This is a genomic window from Streptomyces sp. NPDC007907 (assembly GCF_042959365.1).
GTDB classification, from domain to species: Bacteria; Actinomycetota; Actinomycetes; order Streptomycetales; family Streptomycetaceae; genus Streptomyces; species Streptomyces indiaensis.
In genome coordinates, this window is sequence record NZ_JBIBKR010000008.1 from 259,791 (window position 1) to 283,373 (window position 23,583).

General features: G+C 72.0%; 20 protein-coding genes and 1 pseudogene. 11 read left to right on the forward strand and 10 right to left on the reverse strand.

Annotated features, from left to right (window positions below; all coding sequences use genetic code 11):
* The first annotated feature begins 176 nt into the window (after positions 1–176).
* The 5 genes from ACFZDI_RS30715 to ACFZDI_RS30735 all read left to right on the forward strand — a co-directional run bounded on the left by ACFZDI_RS30715 (position 177) and on the right by ACFZDI_RS30735 (position 5,172).
* On the forward strand, positions 177–1,187 hold the full coding sequence (locus tag ACFZDI_RS30715; protein ID WP_391254913.1) for a substrate-binding domain-containing protein: 1,011 nt from the start codon (positions 177–179) through the stop codon (positions 1,185–1,187).
* Between the two features lie 192 nt (positions 1,188–1,379).
* A complete protein-coding gene (locus ACFZDI_RS30720; RefSeq protein ID WP_391254915.1) occupies positions 1,380–3,794 on the forward strand; it encodes a nitrate- and nitrite sensing domain-containing protein in 2,415 nt (804 codons plus the stop codon).
* A gap of 14 nt (positions 3,795–3,808) precedes the next feature.
* Positions 3,809–4,240, forward strand: coding sequence for a roadblock/LC7 domain-containing protein (locus tag ACFZDI_RS30725; protein WP_234846444.1), 432 nt, complete (start codon positions 3,809–3,811; stop codon positions 4,238–4,240).
* A gap of 1 nt (position 4,241) precedes the next feature.
* Positions 4,242–4,601, forward strand: a complete 360-nt coding sequence (locus ACFZDI_RS30730) for a DUF742 domain-containing protein (RefSeq protein ID WP_234846445.1) — start codon at positions 4,242–4,244, stop codon at positions 4,599–4,601.
* Positions 4,588–5,172, forward strand: a complete 585-nt coding sequence (locus tag ACFZDI_RS30735) for an ATP/GTP-binding protein (RefSeq protein ID WP_234846446.1) — start codon at positions 4,588–4,590, stop codon at positions 5,170–5,172. Before ACFZDI_RS30730 ends, ACFZDI_RS30735 begins: the two co-directional genes overlap by 14 nt.
* A gap of 19 nt (positions 5,173–5,191) precedes the next feature.
* On the opposite strand, the gene ACFZDI_RS30740 is transcribed toward ACFZDI_RS30735, so the two are convergent.
* From ACFZDI_RS30740 to ACFZDI_RS30765, 6 genes and pseudogenes are all read right to left on the reverse strand, one after another.
* Positions 5,192–6,148 (reverse strand): glycine betaine ABC transporter substrate-binding protein, encoded by a 957-nt coding sequence (locus ACFZDI_RS30740; RefSeq protein ID WP_391254920.1) that lies wholly within the window; start codon positions 6,146–6,148, stop codon positions 5,192–5,194.
* Between the two features lie 76 nt (positions 6,149–6,224).
* Complete coding sequence (locus ACFZDI_RS30745; protein WP_391254923.1) at positions 6,225–6,890, reverse strand: ABC transporter permease subunit; 666 nt, start codon at positions 6,888–6,890, stop codon at positions 6,225–6,227.
* Complete coding sequence (locus tag ACFZDI_RS30750; RefSeq protein ID WP_234846449.1) at positions 6,887–7,594, reverse strand: ABC transporter permease; 708 nt, start codon at positions 7,592–7,594, stop codon at positions 6,887–6,889. The genes ACFZDI_RS30745 and ACFZDI_RS30750 overlap by 4 nt, the downstream gene beginning before the upstream one ends.
* Positions 7,591–8,715, reverse strand: a complete 1,125-nt coding sequence (locus tag ACFZDI_RS30755) for an ATP-binding cassette domain-containing protein (protein WP_391254927.1) — start codon at positions 8,713–8,715, stop codon at positions 7,591–7,593. The genes ACFZDI_RS30750 and ACFZDI_RS30755 overlap by 4 nt, the downstream gene beginning before the upstream one ends.
* Positions 8,716–8,825: 110 nt before the next feature.
* Positions 8,826–9,109: pseudogene (locus ACFZDI_RS30760) on the reverse strand (sensor histidine kinase); the annotation flags it as partial.
* Between the two features lie 105 nt (positions 9,110–9,214).
* Entirely contained in the window at positions 9,215–10,153 is a 939-nt protein-coding gene (locus ACFZDI_RS30765) for a Dyp-type peroxidase (RefSeq protein WP_391254930.1), read from the reverse strand.
* Positions 10,154–10,598: 445 nt separating this feature from the next.
* Between ACFZDI_RS30765 and ACFZDI_RS30770 the strand changes: the two genes are divergently transcribed.
* Entirely contained in the window at positions 10,599–13,508 is a 2,910-nt protein-coding gene (locus ACFZDI_RS30770) for an ABC transporter substrate-binding protein (RefSeq protein ID WP_391254932.1), read from the forward strand.
* An 8-nt stretch (positions 13,509–13,516) separates the two neighbouring features.
* Here ACFZDI_RS30770 and msrB read toward each other — a convergent pair whose 3' ends face one another.
* The 4 genes from msrB to ACFZDI_RS30790 all read right to left on the reverse strand — a co-directional run bounded on the left by msrB (position 13,517) and on the right by ACFZDI_RS30790 (position 17,007).
* Positions 13,517–13,924, reverse strand: coding sequence for a peptide-methionine (R)-S-oxide reductase MsrB (gene msrB, locus ACFZDI_RS30775; protein ID WP_234846453.1), 408 nt, complete (start codon positions 13,922–13,924; stop codon positions 13,517–13,519).
* Between the two features lie 14 nt (positions 13,925–13,938).
* The gene (murC, locus tag ACFZDI_RS30780; protein ID WP_391254937.1) at positions 13,939–15,330 is read right to left on the reverse strand and encodes a UDP-N-acetylmuramate--L-alanine ligase; all 1,392 of its coding nucleotides are present in this window, start codon (positions 15,328–15,330) and stop codon (positions 13,939–13,941) included.
* 138 nt (positions 15,331–15,468) lie between these two features.
* Positions 15,469–15,942 (reverse strand): indole-3-glycerol phosphate synthase, encoded by a 474-nt coding sequence (locus tag ACFZDI_RS30785; protein ID WP_234846455.1) that lies wholly within the window; start codon positions 15,940–15,942, stop codon positions 15,469–15,471.
* 261 nt (positions 15,943–16,203) lie between these two features.
* Positions 16,204–17,007 carry a pyrimidine reductase family protein gene (locus tag ACFZDI_RS30790; RefSeq protein WP_234846456.1) on the reverse strand — a complete coding sequence of 268 codons (804 nt, stop codon included), beginning with the start codon at positions 17,005–17,007 and terminating at the stop codon, positions 16,204–16,206.
* Positions 17,008–17,044: 37 nt separating this feature from the next.
* Between ACFZDI_RS30790 and zapE the strand changes: the two genes are divergently transcribed.
* The 5 genes from zapE to ACFZDI_RS30815 all read left to right on the forward strand — a co-directional run bounded on the left by zapE (position 17,045) and on the right by ACFZDI_RS30815 (position 23,519).
* A complete protein-coding gene (gene zapE / locus ACFZDI_RS30795; RefSeq protein WP_391254941.1) occupies positions 17,045–18,148 on the forward strand; it encodes a cell division protein ZapE in 1,104 nt (367 codons plus the stop codon).
* Positions 18,149–18,849: 701 nt separating this feature from the next.
* On the forward strand, positions 18,850–19,431 hold the full coding sequence (locus ACFZDI_RS30800) for a carbonic anhydrase (RefSeq protein WP_391254944.1): 582 nt from the start codon (positions 18,850–18,852) through the stop codon (positions 19,429–19,431).
* Between the two features lie 8 nt (positions 19,432–19,439).
* Positions 19,440–20,927: a SulP family inorganic anion transporter gene (locus tag ACFZDI_RS30805; RefSeq protein ID WP_391254947.1), complete on the forward strand. Its 1,488-nt coding sequence runs from the start codon at positions 19,440–19,442 to the stop codon at positions 20,925–20,927.
* Between the two features lie 168 nt (positions 20,928–21,095).
* Positions 21,096–22,046 (forward strand): SPFH domain-containing protein, encoded by a 951-nt coding sequence (locus ACFZDI_RS30810; RefSeq protein WP_391254950.1) that lies wholly within the window; start codon positions 21,096–21,098, stop codon positions 22,044–22,046.
* 90 nt (positions 22,047–22,136) lie between these two features.
* Positions 22,137–23,519 carry an alkaline phosphatase PhoX gene (locus ACFZDI_RS30815; RefSeq protein WP_391254953.1) on the forward strand — a complete coding sequence of 461 codons (1,383 nt, stop codon included), beginning with the start codon at positions 22,137–22,139 and terminating at the stop codon, positions 23,517–23,519.
* The last annotated feature ends 64 nt before the right edge of the window (positions 23,520–23,583 follow it).

A 23,583-nucleotide genomic window follows, 5' to 3' on the forward strand; every position in this document is an offset into this window, starting at 1 on the left:
TCAGATCATCACGATGCGGCAGCATCACCTCACGGCATGTGGCCGCTCACTTGACGACCAGTGGTCACACACGGTTGGCTCCGGGCCAGCGAGAGTCATCCGGGCGGTGCGCACCTGCGGCCCCGCCCGCGCTCTCCCCCTGCTCTTGCTCGGCCGCACAGCGAGGTCCGCCCCCCATGAACAGTCCCCGCCCGCCGCACACCTCCGCTAGAGGCCTGCGTGTCGCGGCCCTGGCGTCCGTCCTGTGTCTGCTGGTGTCGGGCTGCTCCGTCCTCGGCACGGCCGGGGACGGCCCGGACGGGGACGCGGCGGGCGGACGGGGCGGCGGGATGAAGGTCGCCCTGGTCACGCACGGCGGCAAGGGCGACGCGTTCTGGGACCTGGTGCGCAAGGGCGCCGCAACCGCCGCCGCGAAGGACGGCGTCGACCTGACGTACGCCAGCGACGCCGACCCGGCGGCGCAGGCCGCGCTGGTGCGCGACGCGGTCGACGACAAGGTCGACGGCATCGCCGTGACCCTCGCCAAGCCGGCGGCGATGCGCGGGCCGATCGCCCGGGCCAAGGCGGCCGGCATCCCCGTCGTCGGGCTCAATTCCGGTATCGACGCCTGGCGGCCCGCGGGCCTGCTGGAGTACTTCGGCCAGGACGAGTCCGTCGCGGGCCGGGCCGTCGGCGACAAGCTGGACGACGTCAGGGCCAGGCACGCCCTGTGCGTGGTGCACGAGCGGGGCAACGTCGCGCTGGAAGCCCGCTGCGCCGGGATGAAGAAGACGTTCCACGGCGACACCGACAACCTGTACGTCGACGGCAGCGACATGGACGCGGTGACCGCCGCGATCGCCGCCCGGCTGCGGCAGGACACGAGCATCGACGAGGTCGTCACCCTGGGCGCGCAGTACGGGCTCAGTGCCGTCGACGCCGTGCGGCAGGCCGGCAGCCGGGCGAAGGTCGCCACCTTCGACCTCAACAAGAACCTGGTCGAGGCGGTGAGGAGCGGGCGGGTGCAGTTCGCCGTGGACCAGCAGCCCTGGTTGCAGGGCTACCTGGCGGTGGACGCCCTGTGGCTGTACCGGACCAACGGCAACGTCAGCGGCGGCGGGACGGCACCGGTGCTCACCGGGCCCGCCTTCGTGACCAGGTTGAACGTGTCCGCCGTCGCGCGATTCGCGGCCGCCGGGACCCGGTGACCGGGCGCGTCCTGTGACGGAGTCGCCAAAGAATCGGTCAGGCCCGGCCCGCATGACCACTTGTACGGATAACATCCTGCGCATCCCATGTGCCGCGCCCGGGACGGCACCACCCCCGCCCCCGTCCCCCACACCCCCCAACCGCTCCGCCTCCCCGCTCCCCACCCCCAGCTGATCGCCCCTAGGACGACGATGTCTCGACGGACAGGTGCCCGGCGCCGCCTCGGTTCCATACGCCTCTCCCTGGTGCTCCTGGCCCTCGTGCCCGGCGTCACCCTCGCCGCCATGTGGGGCGTGACGACGATCCAGATGTTCTCGGAGGGCCTCCGGCTGCGCGACCAGACGGAGCTCAGCCGGTCCACCGGCGCCATGGGCACCGACGCGACACTCGCACTGCAGCGGGAACGCAGCCTGTCGGCCGCCTTCCTGGCCTCCCCGAAAAGCTCACGGGCGGCACTCGACGCCCAGCGCGAGGAGACCGACAAGGCGGTGGCCAAGCTGGTCGGGCAGGCGGACGCGATCGAGAAGGCGCCCGCGCGCATATCCGACCGGCTGTACTCGGTCCTGGGCTCGGTGGGCAGTCTGGAGTACTACCGGGACCAGGTGGACGACCCGAGCGACATCACCGCGCAGCAGGCGCTCGATCAGTACTCGTCGATCATCGACGACCAGATCCACGCCTTCCAGGAGCTGTCCCAGGTCGACGACGGCGATCTGACCTCGCAGGCCGGCCCGCTGGTCGGGCTCGAGCACGCGGCGGAGCTGGTCTCCCGGGAGGACGCGCATCTGACCCTGGCCTGGCCGACCGGGCACCTGGACGACAGGGCGTGGACCCAGTTCACGGAAATGGTGAACACCCGGCGCTGGCTGGTCCAGGACCAGGTCCTGCCGCAGCTGACCGGCAGCGCCAAGGCGGAGACCGAGCGGATCCTGGCGAGCCCGGAGTGGCAGACGCTGCAGTCCGTCGAGGACCGGGTGCTGGCGGCGCGCAACACGAGCGCCGGCACCGACCGGATCGACCTGCCGGACGCGCACCGGCAGTGGTCCGCCGCCATGAGCAAGCTGTCCGACCGGTACGCGGGCCTCATCCAGCAGCAGACGACGGGCCTGCTGCAGCGCAGCGCCGACAAGGCGGACGCCCTGCTGCTCAAGGCGGCCCTGCTCAGCGCCGGCGGGCTGCTCGCGCTGCTGGTGTGTGTCGGCATGTCGTGGCGGATCACCCGCTCGCTGTCCCGGCGGCTGCGCGGCCTGCGCCGGGCCGCCGTCAGCCTCGCGCAGGAGCGGCTGCCCGACGTGGTGGCGCGGCTGGAGCGCGGCGAGACGGTCGACCCGGAGTCGGCGACGACGCCCCTGGACTACGGGCACGACGAACTCGGTCAGGTGGCGCGGGCGTTCAACACCGCCCAGCGCACCGCCGTGCACACCGCGGTCGAACTCGCCGACACCCGGCGCGGCTTCCAGAAGATCATCCTGGGCATCGCGCGGCAGAGCCAGAACCTGGTCAACCTCCAGCTGAGCAAGCTCGACACGCTGGAACGCGAGCACACCGACCCCGACATCCTCAAGGGCCTGTACGAACTGGACTCCACCGCGAGTCAGTTGCGCCGCTACGAGGAGAACCTCGTCATCGTCAGCGGCGAACGGCCCGGCCGCAGCTGGACCGAGCCGGTGGCGCTGATCGACATCCTGCGCAGCGCGGTCGGGGAGGTCGCCGAGTACCAGCGGGTGGAGGTGCTCACCGAGGAGGAGGAAGTGTTCGTCGCGCCGCCCGCCGTCGCCGACGTCATCCACCTGCTGGCCGAACTCATCGACAACGCGACCGCCTACTCCCCCGCCCCGAGCGCCGTCACGGTGCGGGCCCAGATGGTGGCCAAGGGCCTGGCCGTGGAGGTGGAGGACCGGGGCCTCGGCATGTCGGAGGAGGACTACACGTCCTTCAACGAACAGCTGGCGGTGCCCCCGCAGTTCGACGTGGTCGCCCTCGCCGACGACCTGCGCCTCGGCATGTTCGTGATCGCCCAGCTGGCGCACCGGCACGGCATCGCCGTCACTTTGCGCTCGTCGCCGTACGGCGGGACCACGGCGATCGTGCTGATGCCGCACGAGATCGTGGTGCGGGAACGCGCGGACACCGGAGCGACGGACGGCGACGGCCCGCAGGAAGGGCCGGCGGCTGTGGACGAACCGGACGCGGGGGACGCCGAAGCGAGTGCGCAGCCGCAGCGCGGCGGGGCGGCGCGCGGGAGCGACGGCACCGCCGGGGCCGCACGCGAACTCGGAGCCCTCGTCACGGCCCGTACCGCCCCGGCCGCCCCGTCGGCCGCCCGCGAGGTCCTCCCCCGCCGGGACGGTCTCGCCCCGCTCCCCCGCCGGGTGCCGCAGACCAGCCTGGTGGAGGAGTTGCGCGAGGAGGCCGCGCCCGCCGGTGACGACGACACCCTCGACGACTTCACCGCGGAGGCCGCCGCGTCCTCCCTGGCCGGTTTCCAGCGCGGCACGCTCCGGGCCCGTGACGACGCCGCCACGCCGCCCCACGCCGACGAGACGCCCGTCGTACCCGGGCAGGCCGCCGGTCCCGTCCCCTCGACTCCGCCCGCCGACCGCTGACTAAGGACACCGCAATGACACGCCCCATCCCCGCCACGCACACCCAGCTCGACCAGCTGCTGACCGGACTCGTGGAGCGGGTCGCCGACGTGAACCAGGCCGTGGTGCTCTCCGAGGACGGCCTGGTGGTCAGCAAGTCGACCGGCTTCCTGCGCGACGACGCCGAGCGGCTCGCAGCGACCGCGTCCGGTCTGATGAGCCTCAGCAAGGGCGTCAGCATGGACTTCCGGGGCGGTCCGGTGCGCCAGGCGCTCATCGAGATGGCCAACAGCTATCTGATCCTGACCTCCGCCGGGCCCGGCGCGCACCTGGTCGTGCTGACCGGGCCGGGCGCGGACGTCGGGGTGGTGGCGTACCAGATGAACATGCTGGTGAAGAAGATCGGCGAGCACCTCAGCGCGGCACCCCGGGGCGTGGCCGGCCCCGTCGCCGGTCCCGGCGCGTGAGGTGGACGTAGGTGATACGGCGGGCCGGCTCGTCAGACCGTTCACGCTGACCCGTGGCCGAACCCGCCCCAGCCGCGCCGACTTCACCCTCATCTCGACGGTCACGGCGGTCGATCCGCCGCCCGCCAGGGCGGCCCGGTGCCAGCCCGAGCACACCCGGATCCTGCGGCTGTGCGCCGAGCCGGTCGCCGTGGCGGAGCTCGCGGCCCGGCTCGACCTGCCGGTGAGCGTGATCGTCATCCTGCTGTGCGACCTGCTGGAGGCGGGCCGGATCACCGTCCGCCCGCCCCGCCCGGTCTCCCGTATCGCTCCGGACCTGGACCTGCTGCAGAAAGTGAGGGACGGCCTTGGCCGGCTCTGAGCTTGCCACTGACGCGTCTTCGGCACCCGACACGGTCAAGATCCTGATCGCCGGGGGTTTCGGCGTCGGCAAGACCACCATGGTCGGGTCGGTCAGCGAGATCGCCCCGCTGCGCACCGAGGAACCCCTGACCATGGCCGGTCTGGGCGTCGACGACCTCGACGGCATCGAGGAGAAGCGGGCCACCACCGTGGCCCTGGACTTCGGCCGGATCACCATCAGCCGGGAACTCGTGCTGTACCTGTTCGGTACGCCGGGGCAGCAGCGGTTCTGGTTCATGTGGAACGACCTGGCGCTCGGCGCGCTCGGTGCCGTGGTCCTGGTCGACGTGCGCAGGCCCCGGGCCAGCTTCGCCGCGATCGACTTCTTCGAACGCCGGGGCATTCCGTTCGTCGTCGGTGTCAACGGCTTCCACGGCGAACACCCGTATCCCGCCGAGGAGATCAAGGAGGCGCTGGCAGTTCCGGAGCACGTCCGGGTGCTGCTGTGCGACGCACGCGACCGGGAGTCGTGCCGGGACGTGCTGATCGCGCTGATCGACCAGTTGATCGCCTCGGCGGTACAGGCGTAGGGCGGCTGCCGTCAGGCCGTCAGTTCAGGCCCGCCGACCTTAGCCACGTCGTCGCCACGTCCAGCGGGTCCTTCTTCTCGAGCTGCACCTGCGCGTCGAGTTCCAGCAGGGTCTTCGTGTCCAGCTTCGCGGAGACGGCGTCGAGGGCTTCGACGCCCTTCCGGGAGAGGCCGCTCTTGTCGACCAGCGGGGTGACGTTGGCGAACCCGAAGAGGTTCTCCGGATCCTTCAGGACGACGAACTTCTCCTTCACGATGGTCGGGTCGGTGGTGAAGATGTCCGCGGCCTGGATGGTGTTCCTGGCCAGCGCCGCCTGGGTCAGCGGGCCGCCCGCGTCGAGCGCCTTGAAGGACTTGAACTCCAGCCCGTACACGGACTTCAGGCCCTTCAGGCCCTGCTGCCGGGTCTGGAACTCGGGCGATCCGCCGATCACCAGGTCCGGGGCGGCGTCCTTGAGGTCCGCGAGGGTGGAGGAGGCGGTGAGCCTGTACTTCTTCGCGGTCTCGGCGTTGACGGTGACGGAGTCCTTGTCCTCGGCGGGCGAGGACTGAAGCAGCGTCAGCTTCTTGTCCAGCTTGGCCTTGACGGCCGCGTTCACCGCGTCGGCGGACTTCTGCTCGGCCTTGGGGTCCAGGTAGGCGAGCAACGAGCCGTTGTACTCCGGCAGTACGGTGACGGAGCCGTTCTTCATCAGCCCGTACGTCGTCTCACGGCTGCCGATGTTGTGCTTGTAGGTGACCTCGATGCCCTTGGCCTTGAGCGCCTCACCGTAGATGTCGGCGAGCAGGGTGCTCTCGGCGAAGTTGTTGGAGCCGACGACGACGGTCCCGGCCTTCGCCTTCTCGCCCGCCAGGGGGTTGTCGCCGGAGTCTCCGGAGGAACAGCCCGCGAGCAGCGCCGCAGCGGCGGTGAGCGCGACGGCCGCCACGCTGGTGTGCCTCGTCCTGGACCTGCTGCTGTTCGCGGTGTTAGTCATCCACCGATCCAATCCAGCCGCTTTGTGATCAGTCAAGAGCGTCCTGGTCACGGTTTGTCACAGACCCGGCCGGCCTTCAGCGTCGGCGCACGCCCGGCGACACGGCCACCCGGCCCGCCGCCCAGAACAGCGTCAGCGTGACGAGGGCCAGCACGGCCACCAGGGTGGCGCCCCCGACCACCTTCTCGTAGTCGCGCTGGTAGAGCCCGTCGACGATGTACCGGCCGAGGCCGCCCAGGCTGACGTACGCGGCGATGGTGGCCGTCGACACGATCTGGATGGCCGCCGAGCGCAGTCCGCTCAGGATCAGCGGCAGCGCGACCGGCAGTTCGACCTGGAACAGGATCCGCGACTCGTGCATACCCATGCCGCGGGCGGCGTCCACCGGGGCGGTGTCGACGGTGCGGACCGCCTCGTAGGTGGTCACCAGGATCGGCGGCACGGCGAGGACGACCAGGGGGATCATCACGGGCAGCAGACCGAAGCCCATCACGATGACGATCAGCACCAGCAGACCGAAACTGGGCAGTGCGCGGGCCGCGGTGGCGATGAAGGCGAGGGCGTTGCCGCCCCGCCCGGTGTGCCCGGTCAGCAGACCGACGGGCAGGCCGATCGCGGCGGCGAGGGCCAGGGCGAGCAGGGAGTACTGGACGTGTTCCAGCAGACGCTGCGGGATGCCGTCGTAGCCGTGCCAGTGGGCGCTGTCGCTGAAGAAGGCGTTGACGAAGTTCAGTACGTTCACCGGGTCACGTCCTGCGGGCGGGCCGGCAGGGGCTGCCGCGCTCCGGTCTTCGGGCGTCTGCGGGCGCCGCTCGGCATCCACGGGGTCAGCACGACGCGCAGCAGCACCAGCAGGGCGTCGCACGCGATGGCCAGGACGGCCGTCGTGATCACGGAGTTGACGGCCAGTTCGGGCCGGTCGTACTTCTGCGCGTCGGCGAGCAGGTTGCCGAGGGCGCCCTGGTTGCCGATGAGGGTGCCGACGCTGACCAGGGAGATGCTGGAGACCGTGGCGACCCGGAGTCCGGCGATGATGGCGGGCACGGCGATCGGCAACTGCACCCGCACGTAACGCCGTACGGGTCCGAAGCCCATGGCGGTGGCCGCGGCCAGGGTCTCCTGGGGCACCGACCGCACCCCGTCGACGATGGCCGGGACGAGCACCACCAGGCTGTACACGGCCAGCGGGATCATCACGGTCAGCTCGGTCTGCCCGGTGTAGTCGATGAGGACCACGAAGAAGGCCAGCGACGGAACGGCGTAGAGGACGGTGGTGGCGCCGAGTACGGGCGGGTACAGCCAGCGGAACCGGACGCAGAGCTGAGCGAGCGGCAGCGCGAGGACCAGCCCGGCCAGGACGGGCAGCAGGGCCTCGCGCAGATGCAGTGCGATCAGGCCGGTGTAGCTGTGCTGGAGGTCGCTCGGGATGTCGAAGAAGCCGTTCACGAGGCGACCTCGGCCGCTTCGGCGTGGCCTGCGGCGTGGGCGCTGCGGATCGCCTCGCCGATGGTCGCCTGCGAGACCACGCCGGTCACCCGCCCGGTGTCGTCCACGGCGACGGCCCAGCCGGCCGGGGAGAGCACCGCGCAGTCCAGGGCGGCCCGCAGGGAGTCGGTGCCCGGGACGAACGGCCGTCCGTGCGGCAGGAGTCGGCCGGTGTCGATGTCACCGGCCGAAAGGTGCTGCCGCCCGGCCCAGCCGAGGGGCCTGCCCTCGGCGTCGGTGACCAGCAGCCAGTCGGCGCCGGCGGCGGCGATCCGCTCGGCGGTGGCGTCGGCCGGGACGACCGGGCCGGTGGTCAGGGGGAGTTCGGCCGAGGGGAAGAACGACAGCCGCCGGATGCCGCGGTCTGCCCCGAGGAAGTCCTCGACGAAGGCGTCGGCGGGGCTGGAGAGCAACTCGGCGGGCGGTGCGTACTGGGCGAGGTGACCGCCCTCGCGCAGCACGGCGACCATCGTGCCGAGTTTGATCGCCTCGTCGATGTCATGGGTGACGAAGACGACGGTCTTGCCCAACTCGTCCTGGATGCGCAGCAGTTCGTCCTGGAGTCCCTTGCGCACGACCGGGTCGACCGCCGAGAACGGCTCGTCCATGAGCAGGACGGGCGGGTCGGCGGCGAGTGCCCGGGCCACGCCGACGCGCTGCTGCTGGCCGCCGGAGAGCTGGTACGGGTACCGCTTGGCGAGCGCGGCGTCGAGGCCCACGCGCTCCATCAGCTCGGCCGCCCGGGCCCGCGCCTTCTGCTTGCCCCAGCCCAGCACGCGGGGCACGGTGGCGATGTTGTCGAGGATCGTGCGGTGCTGGAAGAGGCCGGCGTTCTGGATGACGTACCCCATGGACCGGCGCAGGGCGGTGACGGGCCGGCGCTGGATGTCCTCGCCGTCGAGGAGGATCGTTCCCTCACTCGGTTCGACCATCCTGTTGATCATCCGCAGCGTGGTCGTCTTGCCGCAGCCGGAGGGCCCGACGAGGACGGTGATCGAGCGGTCGGGTATCTCCAGGGAGAGCCGGTCGACAGCCACCGTGCCGTCCGGATAGCGCTTGGTGACTGATTCGATCCGTATCAAGGCGCCGGGGCCCTTCGGGTTGGCGGAAGCGTTGGCCAGTGGTCGTACGGGCTGTTTCCGGACGAGTCTAGAGGGCGGCTCTCACCGGTCCGCAGGGCGTACGCCGCTCCTGGCAGGCGCACGGTGAACACCATCGCTCCCGGTGCTCTGTTCACCTCGATGCGGCCGCCGTGGGCGCGGACCAGGGACCGGGCGACCGCCAGGCCCAGATGGCTGCCCCCTCGGTCGCGGCTGCGGGCCTTGTCGACGCGGTAGAAGCGGTCGAAGACGCGCGCCCGTCGCCGGGCGGGATGCCCGGCCCGGTGTCGGCGACCCGCACCTCGGCCGCGCCGGGTGCAACGGCCATCTCCACCGACACCTGCGTGCCCGCGGGGGTGTGCGCGGTGGCGTTGGTCGGCTGCCCACCGTCCGCCGCGCCCGCCGGCGCCCCGCCCCGCCCCGCCCCGACGAGTGCTGCGCAGTGCGGCTTTCCCCTCGCGCAAGGCGATGTGCTGGAGCGTCAACTGCCGGGCAGGTCGTCGAGGAAGCCCGCCGGCGGCACGAAGAACAGGCTGCCGGTGACGGCGCGCGAGTAGTCCAGCAGCGGGTCGGGGCCCGAGCCCGGCCCGCCCAGGAACATGGTGCGCAGCATCGTCTCGGGTATCCCGGGTGTGCGCGCGTAGGCCACGAAGTACGTGCCGAACTCCCCGTGCCCGGGCCTGCCGAACGGCATCGCCGAGCGCAGGATCCGCAACTCCGCGCCGTCCGGGCCGAGGACGGTGTTGACGTCCTTGTGCGAACCGGGTGCGTCGAGTTCCAGGTTGGTGAGCTTGGTGCGGCCTATGACCTTCTCCTGCGCCTCGACGGCGAGGGCGTCCCAGGCGTCCACGTCGTGCAGGTACTTCTGCACCAGCGCGTAACTGCCGCCCCGGAAGCCGGGATCCTCGTCGCCGACCAGGGCCGCGTCGGCCGCGGCCTGCCCGACCGGGTTCTCGGTGCCGTCGACGAAGCCGAGCAGGTTGCGCGAGTCGAAGTAGGAGAAGGCCTGTGTCTCGTCCCGTACGGTGACGGCGCCGCGCAGCCGCCGCAGCAGCTCGGCGGCCAGCGCGAAACACAGGTCGGTGCGGGCGGCCCTGATGTGGAAGAAGAGGTCTCCCGGGGTGGACGGCGCGTGATGACGGGGCCCGGCCAGTTCGCGGAACGGGTGCAGTTCGGCGGGGCGCCGGCCGCCGAACAGCCGGCTCCAGGCCCGGGACCCGACCCCGGCGACGCAGCCCAGACCGCCGTCGGGGCTGGGGAAGCCGACGGACCGCACCAGGCCCGCGACCGAGCCCAGCGCCTCCCGTACGGCGCCTTCCCCGCCGGGTTCGATCGTGGCGACCAGAAACACCGCGACCGAGGCCGGCGGGTTCAGCACCGGCTGCGGCAGCATCTCGCCCGAGGGCAGCGGTGACGTCATGGCTTCCCATCCCTTCGCCCGGACGGCACGGCCCGTCCGCTCCCCCTCCGGGACGGTACGGCCCGCGCCCCTGACACGATGCCCAGCGAACGGGCGGCCGGAACTCACGTTTCCGCAGGAGCGGTTGCCGCGTCCACCGCTCCCCGCGGCGCCTCGGCCCTCCCGTGGCCGGGGCGGCACCGCGTCCAAGTGCGAAGCGGTGACGGCCGGTCCGCACGCTGCGGGGCGTGCGCGCCGGGCGTCGAGGGGAGGGAGTCGGCGCCGGTGAGGGGCAGCGGGTCGCGCGGGCTGCCGAACTCGTCGTACGCCACCCGGAGGGCCCGGCGAGCCGGCCCGGCCGTCGCCCGGCACCGGACCGGGCCCTTCGACTTCGTTCGTCACCCACTCGCACCCCATCGGCACCGGTTACTGTCGTAGGTCACCGAAGGTTGACGGGGGGTTGCCCATGGTGAAGGACGCTCGCACGCCGCCGGACTGCCCTGGGGGCCACGACGGCATGCCGGACAGCGACGCCGCGCGCCATCTCCAGAACCAGCTCGAGATCCTCATCCAGGACTTCCGCAGGAGCACCGAACCACCGATGCCGGTGTTCGTCGTGCACGCGCAGGACAGCGGGGACGACGACGCGGTGGCCGGACTGGTCCGCCAGCTGCACACGGGCCAGGAGGCGCACGGCACGCGCTGCGCGGTGACGCAGGACTCCTACGAGGGGGCCACGGAGGTGCGCCGGGCCGCCGCCCTGGTAAGGGCGTTGAGCGACCCGCGCAAGTGGGGCGGCCCCAAGGCGGTCTACCGGCGCTACGCGTTCCCGCGGCTGCGGCTGGTGCACGCCATCGACGACGCGGTCGCCGCGCTCGGCGACAGCTGGCCGTCCCCCGCCCCGGGCAGCCCCGAGGCGGGACAGGACCAGCGCCTGCGGCTGCTGAACGAACTGGCGCAGCAGCGCTGGCGGCCGAAGAACACCGCCCGCTGGCGTTCCGGTCTGCCGCTCTTCGACATGGCGCACATCCTCCCGGCGAGCCTCGTGACCGTCCTCGCCGCGCTCCTGGCCCGCAGCGAGTGGTACGTCGCGGTCGGCGCCGGTCTGGTCTTCCTGCTGCTGCTGACCGTCCTCAACTACGTCCTGCCGGGCCGGGCCCCGATCTTCCTGTGGCTGCGCCGGGAGAGCCGCTGGTTCATGACGACGACGTTCCTGAGAGCGGTGGACCAGGAGGAGCCCACCGAGGTGTCGCTGCTGCGGCCGGTCCGCTCCTGGAAGGCGATCGCGGCCCGGGCCCACGACGTCGCGGAGGCGCTGGCGGCCGGCGGCGACTTCCACCTCCAGCTGTGCGTGCTGGCGCTGCGCGAGGACCTGCGGGACAACCACCGCCGCTGGAGCTGGGACCTGCGCGGCTTCAAACGCCCCCGGCCGCCGATGCTGTTCCTGCCGCACGCGGACGACCGCAACGGCGGCATCGAGCTGATCCGGGCCATCAGTGACGTCCGCAGCCGGCGCAGCGAGCTCGACCCGCTGCTCGTGGTGGCCGCGGTGCGCGCGCACGACGTGCCGCGCCTGGAGCGCAGCGTCGTCCGGACGGCTCCCGTGCCGGACACCGCGCCGCCCACGTTCGGGGTCCGGCTGCGCACCTGGTACCAGGAGTGGGGCCGCAACCTGCGCGCCGAACAGTCACCCAGCCGGGGACGGTCCGTCCTCCCGTGGGTGATGAAGGTCCCGCTGCCGCACGACCAGCTGGGCCCCGTCGAGGAGGGCCGCCTCCACCTGCGAGCCTCCGCCCGGCCGACGCCCGCCCGGCTGGTGTGGGCGCTGCACACCCTGGTGCTGGTCGTCGCCCTGGCCACCGCCGCGACCGTCATGCGGGCCGACGCCCTGCACGACCGGTACTGCTCGGCGTCCGTGCTGACCGCCAACCGGGACACCCGGCGCGAGCTGGGGTCCGACGGCCGCACGGAGTGCATCGGCATCGCGACGGACGGCGTCCGCTTCGCCGACTGGCTGCCCGCGCCCCTGGCCGGTGACGACGTCAAGGCGCTCACAGCCGACGACGACGCGCCCTGGACGGTGGCCGACCTGGAGGAACTCATCGCCCGGCAGAACGCGGACGTGCTCGGACGGCACGCCGGCAAGTACGTCACCGTCGTCTACGCCGGGCCGCTCAGCGCCGACACCGCGGCCGGCTCCTCCCTGGTGAAGGGCGCCGAGGAGCTGGCGGGCGTGTATCTGGCGCAGGCCGTCATCAACGAGAACTCCAGCGTGAAGCTGCGCGTCCTGATCGCCAACGGCGGCGTGGACCTGGGCCGGCAGGTGGAGATGGCGGAGGCGATCGCCGCGTACGCCGCCCACGACCCGACCGTGGTGGGGGTCGTCGGCACCGGCCGCGACCTGAAGTCGAGCCGGGCGACGACCCGCATCCTGATGGAGGCCGGCCTGCCGGTCGTCTCCGGCACGAATTCCGCCACCTATCTGCCCCGCGAGTTCGCCAACTGGTTCAGCCTGGCCGCCACCGACGAGTGGCAGACCCGGCAACTTGGCCTGATCGCCGCCCAGTTGCGCACCCCGCACCGGCGTCAGTACTCCCTCGTCCTGGCCCGCGACACGGCGCGGACCGACGACCTCTACACCGACGAGCAGGCCCGCTACGGCCAGCGGATGCTGCGCCGGCAGGGCTTCACCCCGCTCGACCAGCGGCGCTACACCCTGAGCGGCGGCAAGCCGGAGCTGCGCTCGCACGCCCAGGAGATCTGCCGCGGCGGCCGGGTCCCGTCGGTGATCTACTTCGCGGGCCGGGTGGAGGACATCGACCCGCTGATGAACCAGCTCGGCACCGAGCCGGGCTGCGCCGGCAAGCCCCTGGCCATCCTCACCGGCGACGACCTGTCCAAGGCGGACTTCGCCGGCGGCGGCCAGTCCGTCGCCCCGAAGGTCACGCTGTACCACGCGGCCCTCGCGGAGCTGGAGATCGCCGCCACCAGCACGGGCTTCTACCTGGACGCCGCCAAGCACCTGCCCGGACTGCGCGGCCACCGCCTGCGCTACGACAGCCCCGCCCTGGCCAGCGGCCAGACCGCGCTCGCCCACGACGCGACCCGGGTCCTGTTCTATGCGGCCACCCGGGGCGACCGGCCGCAGAGCCGGGCCTCGACCTGGGTGAATCTGCGCAGCGTGAAGATCGAGGGCATGGCCACCGGCACCATCGATTTCACGGGGGCGCCGCTGTACGGCGACCGCAGGGGGCACAGCATCGTCCTCAAGGAGGTCAGCCGCGCCGCCGACGGCACCTCCGAACCCCGGGTGGTGTGCCGCCGCACGGCGGGGAAAACGGCACCCCTCACCCAGAAGGAGTGCCGGATCCGCTGAGCGCGGCCTCAGTCCTGCTCGGGGGTGAGGCGCAGCGCGATGGAGTTGATGCAGTAGCGCTGGTCCGTGGGCGTCGGATACCCCTCACCCTCGAACACGTGCCCGAGGTGCGAGCCGCAGCGCGCGCAGCGCACCTCGGTCCGCACCATGCCGTGCGACCGGTCCTCGATCAGCTCGACCGCGTCGGTGTCCTTCGGGTCGAAGAAGGACGGCCAGCCGCAGTGCGACTCGAACTTGGTGTCCGAGGTGAACAGGTCCGCTCCGCAGGCGCGACAGGAGTAGACGCCCCGGGTCTTGGTGTCGGTGTACTCACCGGTGAAGGCGGGCTCCGTGGCCGCCTGGCGCAGTACCGCGTACTCGCCCGGGCTCAGCTCCACGCGCCACTGCTCGTCCGGCTTCTCGACGTCGTACGGCATGAGCCTCCAGCCCCTCAGTTCGACAGACGGTCCAGGATGAGCGGGCCGAGGTCGGTGACGTCGCCCGCTCCCATGGTGAGAACGAGATCCCCGGGCTTCGCCATTCCCGCGACGACCGAGGGGGCGTCCGCCTTGTCGTGCACCGGCGTCACGTCGGCGCCCGCGGCCCGGGCCGCCTCGATGATCAGCTCGCTGGTCACGCCGGGGATCGGGTCCTCACGGGCCGGGTAGATGTCCAGCACGACGGAGGCGTCCGCGAGGGCGAGGGACTGGCCCATCTCCTTGCCGAGCTCCTGGGTCCGCGAGAACAGGTGCGGCTGGAAGAGGACCAGGATCCGGGCGTCGCCCGCCGCCGCGCGCATGGCCTCCAGGTCGGCGGTCATCTCGGTGGGGTGGTGCGCGTAGGAGTCGATGACCTGCACCCCCGCGGCCTCGCCCTTCAGCTGGAGCCGCCGCTTGACCCCCGTGTAGGCGGCGATCGCCGGGGCCAGCTCGGCCGCCGGGACGCCCAGGGCCGCTCCCGCCGCCAGCGCGGCGACCGCGTTGTGGGCGTAGTGGCGGCCGGGGACGGAGACCGCGAAGGTCAGCTCCGCGCCCTCCAGCACCACGGTGACCTCGCTCTTCAGCCCCTGCGGCACGACCGACAGGATGCGTACGTCGGCGTCCTCGGACTCGCCGTAGGTCACCACGCGCACGCCGCGCCCGGCGACCCGGCGCGTCAGCTCCCGCGCGCCCTCGTGGTCGGCCGCGATCACCAGTGTGCCGCCCTCGGTGACGCGGTCCACGAACGTCTCGAACGATGCGTAGATCTCGTCCATCGACGCGTAGTTGGCGTGGTGGTCGAGCTCGACGTTGAGGACGATCGCGACCTCGGGGGCGTACTTGTGGAAGCTGCGGTCGGACTCGTCCGCCTCGGCGACGAAGATCTCGCCCTCGCCGTGCAGCGCGTTGGAGCCGGGCGCGTCCAGGTCCCCGCCGATCGCGTAGGAGGGCTTCAGGCCCAGCTCGCTCAGCGACACGGCCAGCATCGACGTCGTGGTCGTCTTGCCGTGCGTCCCGGCGACGGCGATGGGCCGCAGCCCGTCCATCAGGGCGGCGAGCGCGTCGGAGCGGTGCACGACGGGGACGCCCAGCTCGGCCGCGCGGGCGAGCTCGGGGTTGTCCTGCCGGATCGCCGACGACACGACCACACAGCTGGCGTCGTCGGCGAGGTGCTCCGCGGCGTGCCCGATGTGCACGGTCGCGCCCAGCGCGCGCAGCGCCTCGGCCGTCGCCGACTCCTTGGCGTCACTGCCCGCCACGGCGGCTCCGCGCTGCGCGAGGATCTTCGCGATCCCCGACATTCCGGCGCCACCGATCCCGATGAAGTGCGGTCGGTCCATGGCGGGAGGAAGGCCGGCTGCCATGTGTGTCTCCAGTTCGGGTGGCGAGGTTGGCGGGGCCAAGCCTATTGCGTGCGCGGGGCCCGCCCGCCCATCAGGGGCGCGGGGAGCCGAGCGGACGGCCACGGACGGCCCGCACCCGGCGCACCCCGCGATCCGCCCCTACGCCTTGCTGTGCGAGAACAGCTTCAGCACCGGCACCCCCACCTTGTGCCGGGCCCGGGAGGCCCAGTCCCGGTGGAAGAACTCCTCCACGTAGTGGGGGTCGGTCAGCACGATGACCTCGTCCGCCCCGACCTCCTCCACCAGCGACTTCAGCGCGTCGAGCGGATGGTCCTCGATCAGCCGCCCCTGCGCCGCGCTGCCCGAGGCACGCAAGGCCGTGAGGGACACCTCCAGCGCCCGCTGCCCGACACTCAGCGCTTCCTCGCCCTCGGGCGTCTCCCCCTCGCGGACGGCCTCGTCGAGTTCTCCGAGCGCCACGTCGTCGATGGCCCGCAGCAGGCGGTCCGCCTGCTCGCCGCGCGGCTGCAGCAGCACCTCGAAGGAGACCTGCTCCTCGCCGTGCAGGGTGGTGACGAACTCCACGTCGGCCGACGTGAGCGCCTTCTCGATCATCAAAACGCTCGTGAACACCAGGCGCCCCTTCTGCTCCGGGGGCCCATGGCCCCGCTTCGCCGCAGGCCGGCCGTGCCGGGCCCTGCGGAAACCATCCTGCCCCGTCTTCGCACGGGTACTGCCGGATCCAGTGTGCCCTCCGAAAATCAAACAGAACGGAATATTCCACCGATTAACGGACGCACTGCGGGGTCGACCCCTCCGGTCCGGACCTACCGGACGTCCGGACTCCCCGGCCGCCGACACCTCCTACCCGGAGCCCGGCGTTTCAGTACGCGCTCAGGCCCTCCCGTACCGGGTGAACAGGAAGCCGTCCTCCTCCAGCATCGACACCAGCCCGAAGCGGTGCGGGACGGTGACCGCCGGCCCCCCGGCGATGCGCTGCGCGTCGCCCGCCGTGAGCATCGGGGAGACGGTCAGGCACAGCTCGTCCAGCACACCGGCCGCGACCAGCTGCCCGAGCAGCCGCGGACCGCCCTCGGTGAGCAGCCGGGTGTGCCCGAGGTCGGCCAGGGCGCGGACGGCACGGGCGGGGTCCACGCCGATGCCGTCCCCGGCGGTCAGCACCCGGGCGCCCGCCTTCTCGGCGGTCGCGACGCGGTCCGGGGCGGCCGCGGCGCCCGTGAGGATCAGGGTGGGGACCAGGGGCGAGGTGAACAGCGGGAGCGAGAAGTCCAGGTCGAGACTGGCGGTGACCACCGCGATCGCGGGTGCGGGCCCCTGGCCGGCCGCCTCACGCATCGCCGCGAAGTCCTCCCGCGCGCGTGCGGGCCGGTAGCCCTCCTGCCGGACCGTCTCCGCGCCGACGACCACGACGTCGGCCAGCGCCCGCAGCGTGCCGAAGATCCGCATGTCGGCCGGGCTGGAGATGGGCTGCGAACGGCCGTCGTGCTGCGCGGCCCCGTCCAGTGTGGACACCATGTTGGCGCGCAGCCACGGAACCGGCCCGGCGGGCCCCGGCTCGGGATAGGCGTAGGCGGCGGCCAGCTCGTCCAGGCTCCACTCCCGCCCGGCGCCCTCGCCGGACGCGCCGCCCGGCGCCGGAGCTGCTGTTTCATCGGTCACAGGGAACAGACGTCGCATGCCGTGCAGTGTTCCACGCGCCGTAGCATGGTGAACCGTGTCTTCTCCCTTGGCCCCCTCCGGAAGCGGCCCCATAACCGACCCGGCCCCGCTGTCGCTGTGCGCCCGTGAGCCGCGGGTGCCCGCGGACCGGCTGGTCGCCGACATGGTGCCGCCGCCGCGGTTCGACTCCGTCCGCTTCAGCACGTACATCCCCGACCCGAACCAGCCCAGCCAGACCGAGGCCGTCCGGGTCCTGGAGGGATTCGCGGCGGGCCTCGACTCGGGAGGGTCGCAGGGCTCCGGCAAGCGGCGGCTGTTCGGTTTCGGCAAGGCACCGAAGAAGGCTCCGGCCGGCCCGCGCGGCGTCTACCTCGACGGCGGCTACGGCGTCGGCAAGACCCACCTGCTGGCGTCCCTGTGGCACGCCACCCCGGCCGAGCCCGCGCTCAAGGCGTTCGGCACGTTCGTGGAGCTGACCAACCTGGTCGGCGCCCTCGGCTTCCAGCAGACGGTCCAGACCCTGTCCGGCCACCGCCTGCTGTGCATCGACGAGTTCGAGCTCGACGACCCGGGCGACACCGTGCTGGTGTCCACCCTGCTCGGCAAGCTCGTCGACGCGGGGGTGGCGCTGGCCGCCACCTCCAACACGCTGCCCGGCAAGCTCGGCGAGGGCCGGTTCGCGGCGGCCGACTTCCTGCGGGAGATCCAGGGCCTGTCGGCCCACTTCCGCGCCCTGCGCATCGACGGCGAGGACTACCGCCACCGCGGTCTGCCCGAGGCCCCGCCGCCGTACTCCGACGAACAGGTGACCCGTGCGGCGCACGCCACCGAGGGTGCCTCACTCGACGCGTTCTCGCCCCTCCTGGAGCATCTGGCCCGCGTCCACCCCAGCCGGTACGGCGCTCTGACCGACGGGATCAAGGCCGTGTGCCTCACCGGTGTGCACCCGGTTCCCGACCAGTCGACGGCCCTCAGGCTGGTCGTCCTGGCGGACCGGCTCTACGACCGCGAGGTGCCGGTGCTCGCCTCGGGCCTGCCGTTCGACCGGTTGTTCAGCGACGAGATGCTGAACGGCGGCTACCGCAAGAAGTACTTCCGGGCCATCTCCCGGCTCACCGCGCTGGCCCGCGACGCGGGGACGCTGACCGACCCGCGGTGACCGGTTTCTGACACCGCGCCAACTGCCCGACAGAAAAGGCTTGTTCCAGCCAGCCCACCTGCGGTTTTCAGGCTCTCTTCAGCTTGAAACGTTAAGTTAACCCTGCAAACGACTTTGCAGGGTTAACGTGTTTCTTGACCGGCCGTTGACCAAGTGTTGGTCCGCACTAGACGTGCGAAGCACCGGAAGGGAGGCGCATGTACCGAGGTACGACGGCACGGACCGTGGTTTCGATCCTCGCCGCCGTCCTGCTCGCCCTCCAGTTCTTCGCACCGACGGCATCCTTCGCATCCGCGCACACGCACCAATCCGAGGCCAAGGCTCAGCCCGGAACGAAGCCCTCGGGCATGTCCTCCCGCCCCGGACCCAAAGCCCCGGGGAAGGCTCTGCGCGACGAGACGGCCACCTGCCGCGCCGGACACCACGGGGACCCGACCGGTCCCCTGCGGACCCGCGGCCGGTCGCACACCGCGGACCTCACACCCCCGGGCCCGGAGAGGCCGCTGCAACGGCACATCCGGCCGACGGCGCCAGAGGCGGTCAGACCCGGCACCGCGCACGACCACACGTCGAGATCCTCGACGTCGCACGCTCCGGCGGCACTGCAGGTCTTCCGCTGCTGACGGCGGAGCAGTTCCCCCCACCCTTGCCATGCCCGTCCGACGCGCCCCCACTGCGCGCCAGGAGGAGTCACCACACTCATGCAGCCCCTCATCGACAACGCCCGCATCTTCGGACAGCGCCCTGAGGAGTTCGCCCACCTCGCCGAGGGTCAGTCCCCCGACGTCCTGTTCATCACCTGCTCCGACTCCAGGGTCGTACCGGCCCTGATCACGGGCGCCCGTCCCGGCGAGCTCTTCGAGCTGCGCACCGCGGGCAACGTCGTCCCCCCGCACTCCATCGAGCACCCCACCTCCGAGGCGGCCACGATCGAGTACGCCGTGGAGGTCCTCGGCGTCAAGGAGATCGTGGTCTGCGGCCACTCGCACTGCGGCGCCGTGGGCGCGGTGGTGCGCGGCGACGACCTCTCCGGCGTACCCGCCGTGCGCGACTGGCTCGCGCACGCCTGTGAGGAGCCCAAGTGCGCGGACCCGGCCGACAAGACGGTCACCGAGGCCGTGCAGCACCACGTCGTGACCCAGGTGTTGCGGCTGCGCTCCTACCCCTGCGTGGAGAGCCGTCTGACGGACGGACGGCTCCGGCTGCGCGCCTGGTTCTACGAAGTGCACACCGGCACCGTGCGCGAACACCGCACGGACACCGATTCCTTCGAGAAGCTGTGAGGGCGACCATGACCAAGTTCCCCCACCTGAAGCAGGACTTCCTCGCCTCGATCGTCGTCTTCCTGGTCGCGGTCCCGCTGTGCGTCGGCGTGGCGGTCGCCTCCGGCGTTCCCGCGGAGCTGGGCCTGATCACCGGCATCGTGGGCGGGCTCGTCACCGGGATGATGCGCGGCAGCAGGCTCCAGGTGTCCGGACCCGCCGCCGGACTCACCGTGCTGGTCTTCGAAGCCGTCAGCCAGTTCGGCGTGGCCGCGCTCGGCGTGATCGTGCTGCTGGCCGGCCTGCTCCAGCTCGCCATGGGCTTCCTGCGGATCGGCCGCTGGTTCCGGGCGATATCCGTCTCCGTAGTCGAGGGCATGCTCTGCGGCATCGGCCTGGTGATCATCGCCGGGCAGATCTACGCGGCGGCAGGTCTGAAGGCTCCGGAGTCCGGACTCGGCAAGATCGCCGGCCTGCCAGGGATGTTCGCCGACGCGCTCGGCAGCACCGAGGCCATGGCCTCCCTCGCGATCGGCGCGGGCACCATCGCCGTCATCGTGTTCTGGAAGAAGATGCCGAAGGCGGTCCGGACCGTGCCCGGCGCCCTGGCGGCGGTCGTCCTGGCCACGGCCGCCACGCTCTCCTTCGGCCTGCCGGTCGCCACCGTCCAGGTGGAGGGTCTGCTGGGCGTCGTCCAGCCGCCCGGGGCCGAGGCCTTCGGTGAGCTGGGGAACCCGGCCATCTGGGGCACCATCATCGCCTTCGCGCTGATCGCCTCCGCGGAGAGCCTGTTCAGCGCCGCCGCCGTGGACCGGCTGCACAACGGTCCGCGCACCGAGTACGACAAGGAGATGATCGCCCAGGGCGCGGGCAACACCCTGTGCGGTCTGCTCGGCGCGCTGCCGATGACCGCCGTCATCGTGCGCAGCTCCGCCAACGTCAGCGCGGGCGCCAAGACCAAGGCGTCCCGGGTGCTGCACGGTGTGTGGCTGCTGCTGTTCGCCGCCGCGATGCCGTGGGCCCTGGCCCTGATCCCGATCCCCGCCCTCGCCGGCATCCTCGTGCACGCCGGCTGGAAGCTGATCCCGTTCCGCCAGATCACGGCGCTGTGGCAGGCCCACAAGGGTGAGGCGCTCATCCTGATCGTCACCGCCGTGTCGATCGTCGCGGTGAACATGTTCGAGGGTGTGCTCATCGGTCTGGCCCTGTCGGTCGTCAAGACCGCCTGGGAGGCCTCGCACATCAAGCTCGAGATCATCGACAAGGGCGCCGGCCCGATCCAGGCGTACCTGTCCGGCAACGCGACCTTCCTGCGGCTGCCGAAGATCCTCGACAGCCTGGAGAGCCTGCCGCAGGACCGCCCGGTCGAGCTGGACCTCTCGGGGCTGCACCACCTCGACCACGCCTGCCGCACGGCCCTGGAGAACTGGGCCGCACGCCACAGCGCGACGGGCACGGAGCCGGTGAAGGTCACCGAGCCCGAGGAGGCACCGGCGGAGAAGGTCACCCTCGCCTAGCCGGCGGGACCCCTCACCCGGCCTGGTCCGGGGCGCGCCGGCTGCGCGCCCCGGACCACGTGCGTCCGCCCCCGTTCCGGCCCGATCACGGGGCATGGCCCCACGCCCCGGTTCGGGCATATCGTTACAGAAGTGGACACATAAGGACCTCTGGACCGGGAGGTCGGCATGGTCGAAGAGCTGGTCGGCGTGGCGGCCGCGGTCGGGGCCGGTGCGCTGGTGTACATGGCCGCCGCGGCGCGGGTGGTCAAGCAGTACGAGCGCGGGGTCGTCTTCCGGCTCGGGCGCCTGCACGGGGACGTGCGGCGGCCCGGGTTCAACCTCGTGATCCCCGCGGTGGACCGGATGCGCAAGGTCAACCTGCAGATCGTGACCATGCCCATCCCTGCCCAGGAGGGCATCACCCGGGACAACGTGACCGTGCGGGTCGACGCCGTCGTGTACTTCAAGGTCGTGGATCCGTCGGCCGCGGTCGTCAACGTCGAGGACTACCGCTTCGCCGTCTCGCAGATGGCGCAGACCTCGCTGCGTTCGATCATCGGCAAGAGCGAGCTGGACGACCTGCTGTCGAACCGGGAGAAACTGAACCAGGGCCTGGAGCTGATGATCGACAGTCCTGCCGTGGAGTGGGGCGTGACGATCGACCGCGTGGAGATCAAGGACGTCTCCCTGCCGGACACCATGAAGCGCTCCATGGCCCGCCAGGCGGAGGCCGACCGGGAGCGGCGGGCCCGGCTGATCAACGCCGACGCCGAGTACCAGGCCTCCAAGAAGCTGGCCCAGGCCGCCCACCAGATGGCCGACACACCCTCGGCACTCCAGCTCCGGCTGCTGCAGACCGTCATGGCGGTGGCGGCGGAGAAGAACTCCACGCTCGTCCTGCCGATTCCCGTGGAACTGCTGCGGTTCCTGGAGCGGGGCGCGCAGCCCGCGGCGGAGGGCGCGGGACAGCCGCGAGAGGCGGCCGACGCGCAGACGGGGACCGCGGACCGTGCCCAGCCCGCGGACCGCGCGGAGATCGAGGAGCGCGCCACCGACCTCGCGGAGCAACGCGCCGTCGACCTCACGGAGCAGGCCGGGGAGGCCATCGAGCGGCTGCGGCGCGCGGTCGAGCAGTGACGCGCGCTACGCGCGTGGTTCCCGCGGCCCGCACCAGGTGATAGACACAGCGGGATCACAGTTCCTGTCCGCCAGCAGGAAGGTTTCCCCATGACCGAATCCGGTCGCTTCGCCACCCGACGCCAGATGCTCGCCGGCACCGGTGCCCTGGGTGTCGGGATCGCGTTCTCCGGTGCCCTCTCCGAACTGTTCGCCGGCACCGCCGCGGCGCAGGGCCTCGGCCACACCGGCTACGGCCCGCTCGTCCCCGACCCGAAGGGCGTTCTCGACCTGCCGGAGGGGTTCCGCTACCGGATCCTCTCCCGTGAGGGCGACGAACTGCGCTCCGGTGAGGGCAAGGTCCCCTCCAACCACGACGGCATGTCCGCCTTCGGCGGCAGAGGCGGCCGGGTCCACCTGGTCCGCAACCACGAGAACCGCGTGAACGGCAAGGTCCCGGTGCCGACCGTCGAGGGCCTCACCTACGACCCGGCCGGCAAGGGCGGCTGTACGGCGCTGACGCTCGACTCCCGCAACAGGGTGCAGTCGGAGCGCGTCGCGATCGCCGGCACCGCCGTGAACTGCGCGGGCGGGCCCACCCCTTGGGACACCTGGCTGACCTGCGAGGAGACCGAGGACCGGGCCGGCACCAACGGCTACACCAAGGACCACGGCTTCATCTTCGAGGTCGACCCGGCCGATCCGCACCGCACCGGGGCCGTGCCGCTGACCGCGATGGGCCGCTTCGCGCACGAGGCGATCGCCGTCGACCCCCGGCGGGGCGTGGTGTACGAGACCGAGGACGCCTTCGAGAAGCCCTTCGGCCTCTTCTACCGCTTCCTGCCGAACAGGCCGCTGGGCGGCACGGGTTCGCTGCGCGCGGGCGGCCGGCTGCAGGCCATGCGCGTGCCCGGCGTGCCGGACCTGTCCTCCGTCCAGGAGGTCGGCGCCGCGTTCGACCACATCGAGTGGGTGGACGTGCCGGACCCGCAGGCCGCGCAGACGCCGATCCGGTTCCAGGACTTCGGCCGCGGGGGCATCACGCACGCGCAGAAGCTGGAGGGCTGCTACTGGGGCGGCCGTTCGGTGTACTTCGTGTCGTCCTTCGCGCGCCGGTCCGACGGTTCGGCCGCCGACCACTTCGGGCAGGTCTGGCGCTACGACCCGGAGCGCCGCCGGCTCACCCTGGTGGTCGTCTTCGGCCCGGACACCGATGTGCAGCTGCCGGGCGAGTCGCCGGACAACATCTGTCTGGCCCCCAGCGGCGGCCTCATGGTCTGCGAGGACGGCAACGGCGCCCAGCACGTCTTCGGTGTCACCCGGCGCGGCGAGGTCTACGCGATGGCCCGCAACCGGCAGAACATCGGCACCGCGCAGGAGCCCGAGTGGGGCGAGTTCGCCGGGGTGACCTTCTCCCCGGACGGCGACACGATGTACGTCAACTGCTACACCCCCGGCACCACGTTCGCGGTGACGGGCCCCTGGCGCCGATAGCGGGCCATCACGCTCCCGACGGGGGCGCCGGGTGCGAAACCCGGCGCCCCGCCGGACCATCGAG